This window comes from Pontibacter mucosus (genome assembly GCF_003054055.1).
Classification (GTDB): Bacteria; Bacteroidota; Bacteroidia; order Cytophagales; family Hymenobacteraceae; genus Pontibacter; species Pontibacter mucosus.
This window is the reverse complement of sequence record NZ_QBKI01000004.1, coordinates 263,142-280,629: the sequence shown is the minus strand read 5'-3', so window position 1 is coordinate 280,629 and position 17,488 is coordinate 263,142. Positions and strand designations below refer to the sequence as shown.

The window sequence follows — 17,488 nt, the reverse complement described above, 5'->3', positions numbered from 1 at the left end:
TGAGGTAGTGTGAAGCTATGAACTCTTATTTCTCGCTGCGCTCGGAAAATCAGAAAGTATGGGAGATTGTGGTCCTTATTCAAAACTAAAAATTCACTCAATCACTCATTCGCTCATTCAAAACTAAGTATGAAAAAAGCCGCCTTTATACTTTGCTCTCTGGTGGGCCTTTCGCTCACGGCGCAGGCGCAGGTGGGCGGCCAGCGGGGTTTTCCGTTTCTGGAGCTTCCGGCCAGTGCCAAGCAGGCAGCTTTGGGTGGGGTAAACGTAACGGCAGGTGCCCACGACGTGAACATGGTGACGGCAAACCCGGCGCTGCTGAACCAGGAGATGGACGGGCAGGTGAGCCTGAGTTATGTGGGCTATCTGGCCGATATCAAGCAAAGCCACGCCGTGTATGCCTTCAACTCCGAGAAGCTGGGGCGCTGGGCGGCAAGTATAAATTACCTCCACTACGGAGACTTTGTGCAGCGCGATCCTACGGGACTGGAGCTGGGCACTTTCAACGTGAACGACTATGCGCTGGCGCTGACGCACTCCCGGGAAGTGGAGGCCTTCACGATTGGCGCTACGGCTAAAGTGGCCGTATCCAGTATAGCCGGCGACCAGGCGGTGGGCCTTTTGGCCGATGCGGGGGCGGTGTTCCGGCATCCGGAGCAGGACTTTACGGTGGGGCTGGCGTTTAAGAACGTGGGTTACCAGGTAAAGCCCTTCGACAGCGGCGAGCGGCAGCAGATGCCCTGGGACGCGCAACTGGGGGTGAGCTACAAACCCGAGCACATGCCCGTGCGGCTCTCGCTCACGGCGCACCGGCTCTACCAGTTCGACATTGTGTACTTAGACCCCAACGCGCCCGGAAAACTCGATGCAAACGGCAACGAAATAGAGGAGGAAAAGAAGCTGGGCGACAAGATTGCGCGGCACTTTGTGGCAGGAGCGGAGTTTGTGTTGAGCAAAAATTTTCAGCTGCGGGCCGGCTACAATCACCTCCGACGCAAAGAACTACGTTTAGATACTAAAGCAGGGGGAGCAGGTTTCTCCGTGGGGGCCATGGTGCGGGTGCGGAACTTTGAGCTGAACTACGGCAGCGCGTTTTTTCATCCTTCGGGGGTCACGCACTACATCACCCTGGCAACGAACACCGGCGCCTTTTTGAGAAAGAAGAATAGTTGAGAAACCCATGGCGTAGCGGCCTGTTATAAGCAGGAGCCGGTTTTTAAAGTATAAACACAAGAAGAAGACATGTTAGATAATATCGCATCCTTAACACCAGCCCAGATTGTGGCGGAGCTGGATAAATACATCATCGGGCAGAAAGACGCCAAGCGCAACGTGGCCATCGCGCTGCGCAACCGCTGGCGCCGCATGAATGCCGACAAAAGCATCCAGGCCGACATCGTGCCCAACAATATCCTGATGATTGGAGCCACCGGTGTTGGTAAGACAGAGATTGCCCGCCGCCTGGCCAAGATTGCCGATGCGCCTTTTACCAAGGTAGAGGCCTCCAAGTTTACCGAGGTGGGCTACGTGGGCCGCGACGTGGAAAGTATGGTGCGTGACCTGGTGGAGCAGTCGGTGAACATGGTGAAGACCAAGAAGAAGGAGGAAGTGAAGCAGAAGGCCGCTGAGGTTGTAGAGGATATCATACTTGATGCGCTGATTCCACCGATTCAGGGCCGCGCCACTCCGTCCTACTCCACCACGGCAGACCCGAACGCCATGCCGGACAACGATTACGAGCTCAACGAGCGCACCCGTGATAAATTTCGCGAGAAGATCCGCAACGGGGAGCTGGAAGACCGCAAGATTGAGATCCGGGTGCAGCAAAGCGCTATGCCGGGCGTAGGCGTAATGGGACCGGGTATGGACGAGGCCTCGATGATGAATATCCAGGAGATGATCAGCGGCATGATGCCCAAGAAAACCAAGAAGCGCAAAGTTACCATCGCCGAAGCACGCAAGATCCTGCTGGAGGAAGAAGCTTCTAAGCTGATCGACATGGACGAGGTGAAGGAGGAAGCCATTTTTAAGGCAGAGAACTCGGGCGTGATCTTTATCGATGAGATTGACAAGGTGGCCAGTGCCAGCAACAAGGGCGGTGGCGGTCCTGATGTGAGCCGCGAAGGCGTGCAGCGTGACCTCTTGCCAATTGTGGAGGGTTCCACGGTGAACACCAAGTATGGCGTTATCAACACCGACCATATTCTGTTTATTGCGGCTGGTGCCTTCCACGTAGCCAAGCCATCCGACCTGATTCCGGAATTACAGGGCCGTTTCCCGATTCGTGTGGAGCTGGATAGCCTGACCAAAGACGATTTCTACCAGATCCTCAAGTTCCCGAAAAACGCGCTGACCAAGCAGTACGAGGCACTGATGTCGGCTGAGAACGTGGAACTGACCTTTAATGACGAGGCCCTGGACGAGATCGCCTCTATTGCCTATGAGGTGAACACGGAGGTGGAGAACATCGGCGCCCGCCGTCTGCACACCGTGATGAGCCGTCTGCTCAACGACATCCTCTTCGACGTGCCGGACAAGATCGGCGCCAACGCCCGCATCGTGGTTACCCGCGAGATGGTACAGGAAAAGCTGACCGACATGGTGAAAAACCGCGACCTGAGCCAGTATATTCTGTAAGTTAGAGGGTTTGGGAGTTTGGGAGTTAGAGAGTTAGAGAGTTGTAGAGGTGCAATATCCCGTCTTTTGAGTTAAAAAGTTAGAAGGTTAGAAAGTATAAAGTATAACTGAGGCGGATTCACTTCCGGGCCAAGTATAAAAGGTGCCACTGGCGCTGGTATCCAACCGGTGCCGCCCGGTGTGCCGCGAGTCTCCTGACTCGCTTTGGAACAGGTTTATACTTTGGCTATACTTTAAAAGCCAGTGTTTCTGCAAAGGCAGGAACGCTGGCTTTTTGTTTTGGCGGCAATTTTATACTTTGAGGAAGTATAAAGTTGAGTATATGACCAGGGAAAGTATAGATGGAAAGCTTTCTGCAAAGGTAGGGGAAGACACAATCAACAAGTTGTATCAAGGAATGCATCAGGAGAAGTATGGGAAATAACCTTAACATTCCTCTCCTCCGTACCTCTAACTCCAACTTTCTAACTTTTTAACCTTCTAACTTTCTAACTTTGAACATCTACATCATCACCGGAGCCAGCAAGGGCATAGGCAAGGCGCTGGCCGAAGAGCTGCTGAAAGACGAGAATAACCGCGTGGTAGGCGTATCGCGCAGCTGCAGCATCAAGCACCCGAACTACCGCCACCAGCCCCTCGATTTCTCCGATATACCTGCCGTGGAACACAACCTGCAGAAGATCTTCCTGCCTTACCCGGAAGCCGAGAAACTGGTGCTCATAAACAATGCCGGCGTCTTGGGCGATATCGGGTATGTAGGGGAGGGGATGCCCAACGAGCGCTTTCAGTTTGTGTTCGACGTGAACGTGATTGTGCCCGCCATGCTGATGAACACCTTTCTGGAAGTATACCAGGAGCAGCAGGCGCAGAAGGTTATTGTCAACATCAGTTCGGGAGCTGGCAAGTACCCCGTAGACGGTTGGGCGAGCTACTGCGCCTCCAAGGCTGCCATCGACATGCTTTCGCACACCGTGCAACTGGAGCAGGACAAGCGTGGCACCGGCGTGAAAGTATACGCCCTCTCTCCGGGCGTGGTGGATACGCAGATGCAGGGCCAGATACGCTCCAGCGACGCCGGCCGCTTCAGCACGGTAGAGAAGTTCCGGCAGTATAAAGCCGATAACGAGCTGGCCTCACCGGAAGAGGTTGCTTTAAAGATCATAGACTTTCTCCACAACACGGGCAAGTATAACGACGTGCTGGTATCGGTGCGGGACATGTAATCTACTTTAAGACATACTTCTTTTTCAGGCTCTGCTACACAGCAGAGCCTTTTTTATTCTAATGTCTGCCATCGTTAAAGTGCAGAGGTTGAAGTATAAAAGCTTTTTCTTATATTTCAAATTCACTAATTTCTTAATGCTATGCTCAAACCTAAGTCCACCTTATGCAGGATGCAGGTTTGCCAAAGTATGGGGAAGACGACCTGCTAAAGTATAGGCAGGAGGATCAACTCGAAAAAGCAAAGCACTACCTACTTACTTCTAACTGCTAAAAGATGAATAATAAAAGACAAAAGATGCAGGCCTACTGGAAACGAAATCTCCGCATCCTGCTCTTTCTACTTGGGATCTGGTTTGCTGTGTCCTACCTGTTCGGGATTTTGCTGGTTGAGGAGCTGAACCAGTTTACGCTGGGCGGCTTTAAGCTGGGCTTCTGGTTTGCGCAGCAAGGGTCTATTTACTTTTTCATGCTGATTATCTTCGCTTATGTGTGGCTGATGAACAGGCTCGACCGCGAGTTCGACGTGCACGAAGACTAATCCCATCTCACCTTAAACATAATTCCCATGAGTATTTTAGCCTGGACCTACCTGATCGTAGGCCTCACGTTTGCCTTATACATAGGCATTGCCATTTGGTCGCGTGCCGGATCTACCAAAGAGTTTTACGTGGCCGGGGGCGGCGTTAGCCCGCTGGCAAACGGCATGGCCACCGCCGCCGACTGGATGAGCGCGGCCTCTTTTATCTCTATGGCGGGCCTGATTTCGTTTATGGGCTACGACGGCTCGGTGTACCTGATGGGCTGGACGGGTGGCTATGTGTTGCTGGCCCTGCTGCTGGCTCCGTACCTGCGTAAGTTCGGTAAATTTACCGTGCCCGACTTTGTGGGCGAGCGTTACTACTCCAAAACAGCCCGCCTGGTGGCGGTGGTTTGTGCCATCTTTGTTTCGTTTACCTACGTGGCGGGGCAGATGCGCGGCGTGGGCATTGTGTTCTCCCGCTTCCTGGAGGTGCAGATAGAGACAGGAGTGATTATCGGGATGGTGATTGTGCTGTTTTACGCGGTGCTGGGCGGTATGAAAGGCATCACCTACACCCAGGTAGCGCAGTACTGTGTGCTGATTTTTGCCTACATGGTGCCGGCCATTTTCATCTCCGTCATACTCACCGGGCACCCGATTCCGCAGCTCGGCTTGGGGGGCACGTTGGAGGACGGTACGCCCCTGTTGCAGAAACTGGATGGCATGCTGGGTGAACTGGGCTTTGCCCCCTACACCAGCGGTACCAAATCAACCATCGATGTGTTTTTTATCACGGCCGCGCTGATGGTGGGTACTGCCGGGCTGCCCCACGTTATTGTGCGCTTCTTTACCGTGCCTAAAGTGAGAGATGCCAGGAAATCTGCCGGGTATGCGCTGGCGTTTATTGCCATACTGTATACAACGGCGCCGGCAATCGGCGCTTTTGGCCTCTATAACATGCTCAACAACATCAGCAACCAGCCTGTAGCCGAAATGCCGCAATGGGTGCAGAACTGGCAAAAAACCGGACTTATCAGCATCGACGATAAAAACGGCGACGGCCATGTGCAGTACGTCAACCACCCCGAGGCTAACGAGCTGACCATCGACAAAGACATCATGGTGCTGGCCAACCCCGAAATTGCCAACCTGCCTAACTGGGTGATTGCCCTGGTGGCAGCCGGAGGCCTGGCGGCCGCGCTTTCCACGGCGGCCGGTTTGCTGCTGGTTATTTCCACCTCCATTTCCCACGATTTGCTCAAGAAATCCTTTATGCCCGGAATTTCGGAAAAACGAGAGCTGGCAGCGGCACGCCTGGCCGCGATGCTGGCGGTGGTGGTGGCCGGCTATTTCGGTATCAACCCGCCCGGCTTTGTGGCCGAGGTGGTGGCCTTTGCCTTTGGTCTGGCGGCGGCCTCTTTTTTCCCGGTCATCATCATGGGTATTTTCTCTACGCGTATGAATAAGCAGGGGGCTATCTGGGGCATGGTGGTAGGGCTTGCCTTTACCATTTCCTACATCTCCTACTTCAAGTTTATCCACCCGGAGGCAAACCTGCCGGAAAACTGGTGGTTCGGCATCTCTCCGGAGGGCATCGGCACGTTGGGGATGCTGTTTAACTTCATCGTCTCCTTCATAGTGTCAAGGATGACGCCGCCACCGCCGATGCATATTCAGGAGTTGATAGAAGACATCCGCGTTCCGAGAGGGTCAGGTGCCGCGGTGGCGCACCACTGATAAATTTTGATGCGGCGGGCAGTTTAGCACATCCCAAAGACTCATTTTATGCGTTTTGATGAAGGGGGAAATCCCTGATGCTTAAACAGAAATTCAGATGGCTGGAACTATGGGAACTTCACAACGAAAACCAAATAGCTATGCCCGGGAGTATGCCCGAAGTATAGCCAACCCGGAAAGCTTCTGGGGCGAGCAGGCCGAGCAGATTGCCTGGTACGAGAAACCTGCGCAAGTCCTGAGCACCGATGAAAAGGGCTTTTACCGCTGGTTCAAGGGCGGCCAGCTTAACACCGCCTACCTGGCGCTGGACTACCATGTCGAGAACGGCCGGGCGGAGCAGCACGCCCTTATCTACGACTCGCCGGTAACGGGTGTGCTCCGCAAGTATACGTATGCCGAGCTGCGCGATTTGGTCGCCCGCTTTGCCGGGGCGCTGCAGCACCTGGGCATCGGCAAAGGCGATACGGTGGTGATTTACATGCCGGTGATACCCGAGGCAGTGGTGGCGATGCTAGCCTGCGCGCGGCTGGGAGCCATTCACTCGGTTGTGTTCGGGGGCTTTGCGCCGCACGAGTTAAGCGTGCGCATCGACGATGCCAAACCCAAGGTCGTTATCTCTGCCTCCTGCGGCATCGAGTTTTCCAACGTTATTCCCTACAAGCCTTTGCTGGACAAAGCGCTGGCCAGCAGCACGCACCAACCAGACCATACCATCATCCTACAGCGGCCACAGGTGCAGGCCGAGCTGCAGCCGGGCCGCGACCTGGACTATATGGAGCTGCTCGAGCAGGCAGAACCAGCCGCATGCGTACCTGTGGATGCCACCGACCCGCTGTACATACTTTATACTTCCGGCACCACCGGCAAGCCCAAAGGCATTGTGCGCGACAACGGTGGCCATGCCGTGGCACTAAAGTATAGCATGAAGGCGGTGTACGATGTGGACCCGGGCGATGTGTTCTGGGCGGCCTCTGACGTAGGCTGGGCTGTGGGACATTCCTACCTGGTGTATGCGCCGCTTATCCATGGCTGTACCTCCATCCTTTTCGAGGGCAAGCCCGTGCGCACGCCCGATGCCGGCACCTTCTGGCGTATTATCCAGGAGCATGAGGTAAAAGTACTGTTCACGGCGCCAACCGCTTTCCGGGCTATCAAAAAAGAAGACCCAGACGGACATTTTAAGAAAAAATACGGCACTCCTTCATTAAAATACCTATTTTTAGCTGGTGAGCGTTGCGATCCGGCCACCTATTACTGGGCGAAGGACCTGCTGCAAGTGCCGGTTATTGACCACTGGTGGCAAACCGAATCGGGCTGGCCGATGGTGGCGACTATGATGGGCGTGGAGCCTTTCCCGGCCAAACCCGGGTCGGCAGGAAAACCTGTGAGCGGCTACGAGGTGCATATCCTCAACGAGGAGGGGCAACGGCTTATCCCGGGCCAGGAGGGCATTGTAGCCGTGAAGCTGCCTTTGCCGCCAGGCTGCCTCCCCGCGCTGTGGGAGGACGACGAGCGGTTCCGGAAATCCTACCTGGAGCGCTTTCCGGGCTACTACATGACCGGCGACGGCGGCTACATCGACGAGGACGGCTATGTATACATTATGGGCCGCATCGACGATGTAATCAACGTGTCGGGCCACAGGCTTTCCACCGGCGAAATGGAGGAAATGGTCTCCTCGCACCCTGCCGTGGCCGAGTGTGCCGTGATTGGAATAGGGGACGAACTCAGAGGGCAGCGGCCCGTGGGGCTGGTGGTGCTCAAAGACGGGCAGACCATTCCGGAGCTTGAACTGGAAAAAGAGCTGGTGGCGCTGGTGCGGGAGAAGATTGGGGCCGTGGCCTACTTCAGAACGGTGCTGCAGGTACAGCGCCTGCCCAAGACGCGCTCCGGCAAAATTCTGAGGCGTATCCTGCGCCACATCGCCGATGGTACTCCTTACGCTGTGCCGTCTACCATTGACGACCCGGCCATACTAACCGAAATACGCGACCGCCTGAAGAGCAGGCGAATCGGAAATGCTTTTATAAACCTTAAAACACTATCTAACCAAGAATTAAATCTTGCCATGACAAATTATCAACTTAAGTCCTACGAGGAGTACCAGGAGGCCTACAAACGCAGCACGGAGGACCCCGAGGGGTTCTGGGCTGACATTGCCGACACCTTTACCTGGCGCAAGAAGTGGGACAAGGTGCTGGACTGGAACTTTGACGAGCCGAACGTGAAGTGGTTTCAGGGCGGAAAGATGAACATTACCGAGAACTGCCTCGACCGCCACCTGAAAACACGCGGCAACAAACTGGCCCTGATTTGGGAGCCCAACGACCCGAAAGAACGCTTTATCCGCTATACTTACCGCGAACTGCACGAGAAAGTGTGCCAGTTTGCCAATGTGCTCAAGAAGAACGGTGCCAAGAAAGGCGACCGCATCTGTATCTATATGCCGATGATTCCGGAGCTGGCGATTGCGGTGCTGGCCTGTGCCCGCATTGGCGCGACCCACTCTGTTATCTTTGCCGGTTTCTCGGCAGTAAGTATGGCCGACCGCATCAACGATGCGCAGGCGACCATGGTACTGACTTCTGATGGTTTGAACCGCGGTGCCAAGCAGATTCCGGTGAAGCGCGTGGTGGACGAGGCCCTGGAGAACTGCCCATCGGTGCAGCGCGTGATTGTAGTAGAGCGTTTGGGCTGGGCTGTGAACATGGTGGAAGGCCGCGATGTGTGGTTCCACGATGAGGTGAAAACCGTAAGCAAAGACTGCCCTGCCGAGGAAATGGATGCCGAGGACATGCTCTTTATACTTTATACGTCGGGCTCTACGGGCAAACCGAAAGGTGTGGTGCATACCTGCGGCGGCTACATGGTTTATGCGCAGTACAGCTTCATGAACGTGTTCCAGTACCAGGAAAGCGACATCTACTGGTGTACGGCCGACATCGGCTGGGTGACGGGGCATACCTACCTGCTCTACGGCCCGCTGCTGAGCGGCGCGACCACGCTGATGTTTGAGGGCGTGCCGACCTACCCGGACAACGGCCGCTTCTGGCAGGTGTGCGACAAGTATGGCGTGACGATCTTCTACACGGCGCCAACGGCTATTCGCTCGCTGATGGCCGGCGATATCGACGACGTGCTCTCCTACAGCCTCGACTCCCTGAAGGTGCTGGGCTCAGTGGGTGAGCCGATAAACGAGGAGGCCTGGCACTGGTACCATACCCACGTGGGCAAGGAACGCTGCCCGGTGGTGGATACCTGGTGGCAGACCGAAACCGGTGGCATCATGATCTCAACGCTGGCCAACGTGACGCCGATGAAGCCAAGCCATGCCGCGCTGCCTTTGCCTGGTATTCAGCCGATACTGGTAGACAGTGACGGCAACGAAATCGCCGAGAATGGGGTAGAGGGTTACCTGTGCATGAAGTTCCCATGGCCGGGTATGATTCGCACCACCTACGGCGACCACGAGCGCTGCCGTTTGAGCTATTTCTCTACTTACAAAGGCTTATACTTCACCGGCGACGGCGCCAAGCGCGACGAGAACGGCTTGTACCGCATCATCGGCCGTGTGGACGACGTGATCAACGTATCCGGCCACCGTTTTGGAACGGCTGAGATTGAAGAGGCCATCAACCACAACGAGCACGTGGTGGAGTCGGCCGTGGTGGGCTACCCGCACGACGTGAAAGGGCAGGGCATCTATGCGTTCGTGATCTGCAAGGAGATTCCGGAGAAAGAGGAGTACCTGCGCGCCGAGATCATCGAGACGGTGGTGGAGAAGATCGGAAAGATTGCCAAGCCGGATAAGATCCAGCTCGTAAGCGGGCTGCCGAAGACGCGTTCGGGCAAAATCATGCGCCGCATTCTGCGCAAAATAGCCGAGGGCGAAACGTCCAACCTGGGCGACACGTCCACGCTGCTCGACCCGGATGTGGTGGATGAGATAAAGGCCGGGGCGTTGTAAAAGTATAACCTCCCCCTTACCCCCTCCTGTTTTCAGGAGGGGGTTTTTATTTTTAGATGATAGCCGTATTTACATCATGACAGAGTATGGAGGATTTCCTCAGCAGTCCCGGGCCCAACCACCCCTGCTCCTCCTTAGCCAAGGAGGGGAGCACTGTGATTGCTTTGGCTGAAGTATAAGTTCTATAGTTACTGCGGGTGAAGTATCAATTCCATAGCCTCAGTTCTCGCGCGGACAGGTCGCGACCTGTCCCTACAAAGTATAAACCCACCCCTGACCCCTCCCAAGAGGGGAATTTATACTCCATTCTTTCCTTGTCATCTCGAACGTAGTGAGAGATCTATCGGGGATTCTATCCAGATCTCTCCCGAAGGTCGAGATGACAGAATAGGCCTCGGCTACCTAAATGATTCGCAGTTTTTCTGGGAGGCGCCTATGCGAGTTTTTCCGGTGCCCGAAGGGCATTGCGACGTCAGGAGCAAAGGAAATGTAGACAGCGCGATGTCCGAAGGCGAGCCCTCTCGGGCTTGAGAGCACCAAAGCTAGATGTGAAACGAACCGCTTGTGGGTACTAGAGGATGAACGGGGGCTAGCAAGGATAGCTTGGTTCAAGTTGCAGGAAGCAGTAGCTAGGAAAGTATAGCTAAAGTATATTATCCCCAACTAACTTATCAAAACCCATCTACTGGTATAATATTCTGCTAAAGCTACAAGCACCGGGCAAAAGCGGAGAACAAAGCTTGTGAGGCGATGATGAAATATAGGTATAAATGTGTGTTTAGACATTTGCAGTAATCTACAGATTTCAACAAAAAAGCGTATGTTTATTGAGTTTAGACGCTAGTTATCTATACTTAACAATTAACCTAGAAACCTACTCATGCCCAGAAAAGCATTTACCGCCGGAGGCGCCGTAGCCGTAGGCCCCTATTCCCATGCCGTTCAGGCGGGCGAGCTTATTTTCCTGTCCGGGCAAACGCCTATTGACGCCACAAACGGTAAACTGGTGGAGGGAGACATTAGCGCCCAGACGGAGCAGTGTTTTAAAAACCTCTTTCAGGTGCTGGCCGCGGCCGGGCTAACACCGGATCATGTGGTAAAGGTAAATGTGTTCTTAACCGATATGGCCAATTTCAGTGCCATGAACGAAGTATACAAGACTCAGTTTTCTGAGCCATACCCCGCCCGCACCACCATCGGCGTAGCCTCGCTTCCACTGGGCGCGCAGGTAGAGATGGAAATGATAGCCCGGAAAGGCTGATTTTATACTTATGTCACTTGTATGTAGCTACGAGTAAGTATAAAGTATAATTTCTGTAGTTTTAAAGCTATACGTCTTGTTACTTCACCAAACCAAAGTATAAAATATACTTCATGAACCCACAGGTAACAGAATACATCACCAATGCCGGCAAGCACCAGGAGATCATGGAGGCGGTACGCCAACTCGTACACGAGAGCGTGCCAAATGTGGTAGAGGAGTTGAAATGGAGCCGGCCTGTTTTCAAAGCAGCGAAAGACTTTGCCTACCTCAAAACAGCGAAAGCCTACGTTACGCTGGGCTTCTTCCAGTTTGAGAAGCTATCCGACGAGCACAACCTGCTGGAAGGCACAGGCAAGGATATGCGGCACATCAAACTCAAATCTGCTGCTGATATAGACAAGGCGCTGCTGCGGGAGTGGTTCAAAGCGGCTTCGGCTTAGTGTAGCTGGTCTTTTAAAAGCTACAGCAAGATTTTTACAGCTAGGCCAAGGTAGCCTGAAGACCCGCATCTTTCCTATCTTTGCACTGGCAACTTTTTAAGCTATGATCGACGAAACACATAACCCCTGGACCACCCTGTCCAGCCGGGAGATTTACCAGAACCCCTGGATTAAACTGCGCGAAGACAAAGTGCTTACCCCCGGCGGCAGCGAAGGCATCTACGGCGTGGTAAGTATGAAAAACAAAGCCATCGGCATTATACCCATAGATGACGAGGGCTATACTTACCTGATTGGCCAGTACCGCTACCCCCTGCACGAGTATAGCTGGGAAATACCCATGGGCGGCGGGCTGGTGGAAAAGGACATCTTGGAATCGGCCAAGCGCGAGCTGCAGGAGGAAACCGGTTTCACGGCCGCCAAGTGGACGAATATCTGCCGGCTCCATACGTCCAACTCCGTAACCGATGAGGAGGGCTTTGTTTTTCTGGCCGAGGAACTAACCGCCGGCGAAACTGCTTTTGAAGAAACTGAGGTGCTGCACATCAAAAAGGTGCCCTTTCAGGAGGCGGTGCGCATGGCCACCAACAACGAGATTACGGATGCCATCAGCGTGGCCGGAATCCTGAAAGCGGCGTTTCTGCTGCAGCAACAGGGCCGGCTGTAGCCCTTTATACTTTGCTAAAGTATAAAAGCAGGAAATTTCTGCGTTATACAGGCACGCCGTGCGGCGGCAAACCCAGGGATTATACTTACATTTGAGCAGATGAAGGCCATAAAATACTTATCACATCGGATTTATACTACCTGGTGCGTTACCTGGTTTGTGCTTCCTTTCGTGGTTACCTATCCGCTGCAGGCCGTGCTGATGCGCCGGGAACAGTGGTACAGGAGGCTGCATGGTATCAACAGGTTCTGGTCCTCCACCTCGCTGCGCATGTTCCTGGTGCCGTTGCAGGTAGAGTGGCACTTCAGGCACAACCCGAAGCAACGCTACATTTTTGCCCCCAACCATAGCTCCTACCTCGATATCCCGGTCATGCTGCATGCCATCCCCGGATTTCTTAACTTTGTGGGAAAGGCCGATTTGTGCAAGGTGCCGCTGTGGGGCAAGGTGTATGAGAAACTATACATATCCGTAGACCGCAGAAGCGCCATCAGCAGTGCCAAAAGCTATATAAAGTCGGCAAAAACGCTGGAGGAGGGGCGTAGCCTGGCTATTTTCCCGGAAGGCACTATTCCGAAAACCGCCGGCGAGAAGCTGATGGCCTTTAAGGACGGTCCCTTTAAACTGGCTATTGAGAAGCAGGTGCCCGTGGTGCCGGTAACCATGCCCTACAACCAGCACTTTTTGCCCGACCTGGACGGTAAGCTGAAGGTGCGCTGGCACCCGCTCAAGATTGTGCTGCACGAGCCAATCGAGACCAGGGGCATGACGCTGGAGGACCTGCCACGGCTGAAAGAGCAGGTATTTAACATTATTCAGGCTGAAATTTCGAAACATACAAAAGTACATGTCAACAGATATTCAAACCATCCGCAAGATAGCGCACTTAGCAAGGCTGGAGTTTAACGAGGAAAAGGAGCAGGAGGTGCTGCAGGACCTGAACAAGATCCTGAACTGGGTAGACCAGCTGCGCCAGCTCGACACCGAGCACGTGGCCCCGCTTATCCATATGTCGGAGGAGGTGAACGTGCTGCGTGAGGACGAGCCCCGCAACACCATCACCCACGAGGAAGCCTTACAGAACGCACCCAAAAAAGACTCCGATTATTTCCGTGTGCCGAAAGTGCTGGAATAAATCGCAGGCTTAATATATGAGTAAGATAAAGTTTTGGGAGAAATGGGATACGCACACCAGGTATCCCTATCTTTTTTTACTGCTGCTGGGTGTGCTGGCGCTGGGGTTGGGGGTATACTACTTCTTCACCGGCGAGAGCTCCCTCTTTGCCTGGGATAAGCTAACCGACCTGCAGGTGGTGCCGGTGCCGGTAAGCGAGGTTCCGGCGCTGCTGGAGGGGTTCACGCTCTCGGCCGATGGCTACCTGCTGCTGGAGCAGTACGACGTGGCCCTGCCCGAAGCCAACACGGCGGCAGCCGGCGTGTTGTTGCTTATACTGGGCGTGAGCCTGGCCTTTTACACGGCGGCCATCAGCACCATGCGGCAACTGCCATACTTTGCGGGCATTCTGCTGCTCATGCTCTTCCTGGCAACCTTTAACTTCGACTTGCTCGAGATTTTCGGTGGGGCCGGCCAAACCACCCTGCTGGTGAGCATTGTGCTCTTTGCGCTGGGCAGCTACGCCTTTCAGGCCTTCCTGCCCAACACCGGCTTTGGCCTGCGGGTGCTGGCCATGCTGGGGGTGGTCGCGGTGCTGGGGCTGCTGATTTACACAGAGGCCGATTTTACCCCGGAGCTGATCACGCTGCACCTGGTTAGCTACAGCTCGCTGGGACTGCTGGCGGCCACGGTTATTTTTATGCTGTGGGTGAGCTTTGAGAACGTAAACGCCCTGCTCTGGATAAACACCCAGGCCAAGTCGCCGGAGCGCCGCTTCAGCATGTGGCAGTTTATACTTATCAGCATTTTATACTTGCTTACCCTGGTGTTGCTGTACCTGCGCCACCTGGGCTACTTCGATGCAGAGCTGATTCCAATCAACCCATACGTTATCCTGCTGCTCTCCACGGTGGCCGGTTTCTGGGGCATGCGGCAGCGCGAGGCATTCTACGGCAGGCTCTTCCCGTTCAGGCCCACAGGCGCCGTTTTATACTTGGTGTTTGCCATACTTGCCTTCCTGAGCATAGGCTATGCCTTTGCCACTGCCAACGACTCGCTCACGCTGCTTTACCGCAACCTGATCGTGTACACGCACCTGGCCTTTGGCTTTGGCTTTTTCGCCTATGTGATGATCAACTTCGGGCGGCTGCTGGAGCAGCGCCTGCAGGTGTACAAGGTGGTGTACGAGCCCAGGACCTTCTCGCTTTTCTCCTTCTTTATCATGAGCCTGGTGATATGCGTGATCCTGATCATGCGCACCCAGTACCGCTCTTACTTTCAGATGCAGGCAGGCTACTATAGCTATGTCGGAGATTTGTACCGTGCTTCCGGCAACAACATCCTGGCCAAGCGCTTTTACGAGGAGAGCAATGTGTACGACAACGGCAACGTGAAGGCAAACTACAGCCTGGCCTCCATGTACAGGCAGGAAAACCAGCGCAACCAGGAAATTCTGCTCCTGAAGGAAGCCATCGACCGCAGGCCTAACCCAAAGCTATACATCCGGCTGGCCAACCTCTACGACGAGAAACAATACTTCTTCGAGAAACTGTATGTGCTGCAGCAGGGAGCCGAGAAATTCCCGGAGAGTTCCGAGATCTACAACAACCTGGCCTTGCTGTACACCCAAACCAGTGTGCAGGACAGCACCGAGTACTACTTTAACCTGGCGCAGGAGTATGGCCCGGGCAATGAGGTGGTGCGCAGCAACCGCCTGGCCTATTACACCCGACAGGCAATGCTGGAGCCGGCCAAGCTGGTGCTGGAGGAGTCCAGGAAAGGAAAGTATAAAACACTGCGCAGCAACCAGGCCGTGCTGCGCCAGCTGCTCGGCCTGGAGCCGCAGGACAGGGAGCGCTTCATGCCCGACTCGCTGGAACAGGTAGAGGACTTTACTCTTTTTTACAACCAGACCATCAGCAGCCTGAGCAAGGGAGACACAGCCCGCCTGAAACACATAAACGATTACTTAGCTGCACCGGGCAACCAGCTCTTTTTCAGTGATCTGATTTTCCTGAAGGGACTGGTGCACCACTATAATGGGCTTCCGCGCGAAGGAAGGCGCCTGATGGAGAACCTGGCCCTGCAGATGGAGAACCAGAGTGGTTATTACTACAACACCCTCGCCCTCTGGATGATGGAGGAGAAAAACTACCGTGCGGCGGCCTCCTACTTCAAGCAGGCCAAAGACCACGGCTATGCACAGGCCTACCTGGCGCATGGCTATGCACTGGCGATGGCGCACCGGCCGGAAGCAGCCGTAGGGGCGCTGGAGGAGGTGGCCTACACCGAGAACGAGGCCGCGATTGCGGTGGCACAGAGTATGGCAACCCTGCTGCGCCAGGATCTGGATTCGGTGCTGGTGCAAGCAACAGACAAGGAAAAGCTACAGTATCTTCTTACTTATCTGCCTACGCTTAACCTAGATCAGGTAAATAGTTTGGCAAGCTCCATTCAGGAGAAAGACCTGAAACGACATGCCCTGGTGACCCGTGTGGAGTACCTGCTCAACAAGAGGAGGTGGAAGCTGGCTTACGATGCTATCAAAGAAGCAGGCGACATGCTGCGCCCCGAGGGAGAACTGCGCTCGGCCCTGAACCTGCTGCAGCTAAAGCTGTGGCTCTACACCGAGAAGTATGATGTGCTGCTCAACAGGATGGACCGCCTGCACCTGAACGACCGCGACAAACGCATGGCCTTGTACTTTAAGGCGCGCGTCGCCGAGGTACGGGGCCGCACCGAGGAAGCCGCTACCCGTTATGACCAGGCGGTGAAAATGCTGGCCTACGACGAGGAGACCTTGCTGGCTGCCGCCAACTTCTTCAGGAAACAGGACCCCGACGGTGACAAAGCATATAATATTCTGTTGGATGGCATCACCTATAACCCGTATGCTGCCCAGCTGTACAAAGCTTACGCGCTGGAAAGTATAGATCAGGGCTTAGTTTCTTACGCTACCCAGGCTGCAGAAACGCTCCGGGACTTGCTTCCTCCCGCTGAATATGCTACATTTATAGAAGAACTTGAACAAAAACGCCAGGAAGCGGAGAACCGCGTCGAAAATTGGCAACTATGATAAAGGCTGTATGAGCACCATAATCGAAACCCACGACATCTCGAAAGTATACCGCATGGGCGCTGAGACGATCAATGCCCTCAAATCCGTGTCCATCAGTATCAACAGGGGAGAGTATGTCGCTTTCATGGGCCCCTCGGGCTCCGGTAAGTCCACGTTTATGAACATCATCGGCTGCCTGGATACACCCACCGGCGGTACCTATATCCTGAACGGGCAGGATGTGAGCAACATGACCGATAACGAACTTGCGGAGGTGCGCAACAAGGAGATCGGTTTCGTGTTTCAGACCTTTAACCTGCTGCCGCGCCAGTCGTCGCTGGAGAATGTGGCCCTGCCGCTGATTTATGCGGGGTACAGCAAAAGTGAGCGCGAGGAGCGGGCACAAAAGGCGCTGGAGAGCGTTGGCCTGGGTACGCGCGGCAAGCACAAGCCCAACGAGTTGTCGGGCGGCCAGCGGCAGCGTGTGGCCATTGCCAGAGCGCTTATTAACGACCCCAGCATTATACTTGCCGACGAGCCTACCGGTAACCTCGACACCAAAACCTCTTACGAGATCATGGAGCTTTTCGAGAACCTGCACGCCAAAGGCAATACCATTATTATGGTAACGCACGAGGAGGACATCGCCAAGTATGCACACCGCATCGTGCGCCTCCGCGACGGCCTGGTAGAGTCTGACACGCTAAACCCGGACATCACCACCGCCGCCCGCATGCAGGCAGAGCAACTGTAAGCTGTTAGTTATTCGTTGTTGGTTATTAGTTATTAGTTATTAGTTATTAGAGTTTTGAGTAAGTGAATAGATGAGAAATCAACTTTCTAACTCTCTAACTTTTTAA

The 17,488-nt window shown here is 54.4% G+C and carries 14 protein-coding genes and 1 pseudogene; 14 read left to right on the top strand and 1 reads right to left on the bottom strand.

The annotated features are described in order from the left end of the window. The first annotated feature begins 129 nt into the window (after positions 1-129). Complete coding sequence (porQ, locus tag C8N40_RS09870) at positions 130-1,173, top strand: type IX secretion system protein PorQ (RefSeq protein WP_108211609.1); 1,044 nt, start codon at positions 130-132, stop codon at positions 1,171-1,173. Positions 1,174-1,242: 69 nt separating this feature from the next. Continuing rightward, positions 1,243-2,637, top strand: coding sequence for an ATP-dependent protease ATPase subunit HslU (gene hslU / locus C8N40_RS09865; RefSeq protein WP_108211608.1), 1,395 nt, complete (start codon positions 1,243-1,245; stop codon positions 2,635-2,637). Positions 2,638-2,724: 87 nt separating this feature from the next. Here the strand turns inward: hslU and C8N40_RS22640 are convergent, their stop codons facing one another. After that, positions 2,725-2,892 (bottom strand): hypothetical protein, encoded by a 168-nt coding sequence (locus C8N40_RS22640; RefSeq protein ID WP_170114072.1) that lies wholly within the window; start codon positions 2,890-2,892, stop codon positions 2,725-2,727. A 239-nt stretch (positions 2,893-3,131) separates the two neighbouring features. Here C8N40_RS22640 and C8N40_RS09860 point away from each other — a divergent pair, with 239 nt between their 5' ends. The 12 genes and pseudogenes from C8N40_RS09860 (at position 3,132) to C8N40_RS09810 (ending at position 17,382) form a co-directional block, all read left to right on the top strand. After that, positions 3,132-3,860, top strand: coding sequence for an SDR family NAD(P)-dependent oxidoreductase (locus tag C8N40_RS09860; RefSeq protein ID WP_108211607.1), 729 nt, complete (start codon positions 3,132-3,134; stop codon positions 3,858-3,860). 275 nt (positions 3,861-4,135) lie between these two features. Further along, the gene (locus C8N40_RS09855; RefSeq protein WP_108211606.1) at positions 4,136-4,399 is read left to right on the top strand and encodes a DUF4212 domain-containing protein; all 264 of its coding nucleotides are present in this window, start codon (positions 4,136-4,138) and stop codon (positions 4,397-4,399) included. Between the two features lie 27 nt (positions 4,400-4,426). Further along, positions 4,427-6,118 (top strand): sodium:solute symporter family protein, encoded by a 1,692-nt coding sequence (locus tag C8N40_RS09850; RefSeq protein ID WP_108211605.1) that lies wholly within the window; start codon positions 4,427-4,429, stop codon positions 6,116-6,118. A gap of 97 nt (positions 6,119-6,215) precedes the next feature. After that, a pseudogene (locus C8N40_RS22935) lies at positions 6,216-8,108 on the top strand (propionyl-CoA synthetase); the annotation flags it as partial. 78 nt (positions 8,109-8,186) lie between these two features. Then, on the top strand, positions 8,187-10,085 hold the full coding sequence (acs, locus tag C8N40_RS22930; protein WP_211318076.1) for an acetate--CoA ligase: 1,899 nt from the start codon (positions 8,187-8,189) through the stop codon (positions 10,083-10,085). A gap of 880 nt (positions 10,086-10,965) precedes the next feature. Then, positions 10,966-11,346: a RidA family protein gene (locus C8N40_RS09840; RefSeq protein ID WP_108211603.1), complete on the top strand. Its 381-nt coding sequence runs from the start codon at positions 10,966-10,968 to the stop codon at positions 11,344-11,346. A gap of 113 nt (positions 11,347-11,459) precedes the next feature. Further along, positions 11,460-11,789 (top strand): DUF1801 domain-containing protein, encoded by a 330-nt coding sequence (locus tag C8N40_RS09835; protein WP_108211602.1) that lies wholly within the window; start codon positions 11,460-11,462, stop codon positions 11,787-11,789. A gap of 103 nt (positions 11,790-11,892) precedes the next feature. Then, positions 11,893-12,456: an NUDIX domain-containing protein gene (locus C8N40_RS09830; RefSeq protein ID WP_108211601.1), complete on the top strand. Its 564-nt coding sequence runs from the start codon at positions 11,893-11,895 to the stop codon at positions 12,454-12,456. Between the two features lie 99 nt (positions 12,457-12,555). Beyond that, positions 12,556-13,362, top strand: coding sequence for a lysophospholipid acyltransferase family protein (locus tag C8N40_RS09825; protein WP_108211600.1), 807 nt, complete (start codon positions 12,556-12,558; stop codon positions 13,360-13,362). Further along, positions 13,304-13,591 carry an Asp-tRNA(Asn)/Glu-tRNA(Gln) amidotransferase subunit GatC gene (gatC, locus tag C8N40_RS09820; RefSeq protein ID WP_092101546.1) on the top strand — a complete coding sequence of 96 codons (288 nt, stop codon included), beginning with the start codon at positions 13,304-13,306 and terminating at the stop codon, positions 13,589-13,591. The genes C8N40_RS09825 and gatC overlap by 59 nt, the downstream gene beginning before the upstream one ends. A 16-nt stretch (positions 13,592-13,607) precedes the next feature. Beyond that, complete coding sequence (locus tag C8N40_RS09815) at positions 13,608-16,646, top strand: tetratricopeptide repeat protein (protein WP_108211599.1); 3,039 nt, start codon at positions 13,608-13,610, stop codon at positions 16,644-16,646. Between the two features lie 10 nt (positions 16,647-16,656). After that, complete coding sequence (locus C8N40_RS09810; protein WP_108211598.1) at positions 16,657-17,382, top strand: ABC transporter ATP-binding protein; 726 nt, start codon at positions 16,657-16,659, stop codon at positions 17,380-17,382. Positions 17,383-17,488 lie beyond the last annotated feature (106 nt).